This is a genomic window from Stenotrophomonas sp. SrG (genome assembly GCF_050031795.1).
GTDB classification, from domain to species: Bacteria; Pseudomonadota; Gammaproteobacteria; order Xanthomonadales; family Xanthomonadaceae; genus Stenotrophomonas; species Stenotrophomonas rhizophila_A.
This window is the reverse complement of the sequence record NZ_JBNBBE010000416.1, coordinates 1-259: the sequence shown is the minus strand read 5'-3', so window position 1 is coordinate 259 and position 259 is coordinate 1. Positions and strand designations below refer to the sequence as shown.

The 259-nt window shown below is 65.3% G+C and carries 1 pseudogene; it reads right to left on the bottom strand.

Annotated features, from left to right (window positions below):
* Window positions 1-259 (bottom strand): annotated as a pseudogene (locus ACQG3P_RS20300) (class I tRNA ligase family protein); the annotation flags it as partial.

Sequence of the window (259 nt, the reverse complement as noted above, 5' to 3'; positions counted from 1 at the left end):
GGCACGTAGGGCGCATCGAAGCCGGCCAGGTAGCGGGACTTGACGATGAGGTCCTTGAGGATCTGGTTGTCCGCATGGCCCAGGTGGATCTGGACATTGGCGTACGGCGGGCCGTCGTGCAGCACGAACAGCGGGCGACCCTGCGCGTTTTCGCGCAGGCGGGCGTACATGCCCTCGTCTTCCCAGCGCGACAGAATGACCGGCTAGCTCTTGTGCAGGTCTCCGCGCATCGGGAATTCGGTGGCCGGCAGATGAAGGG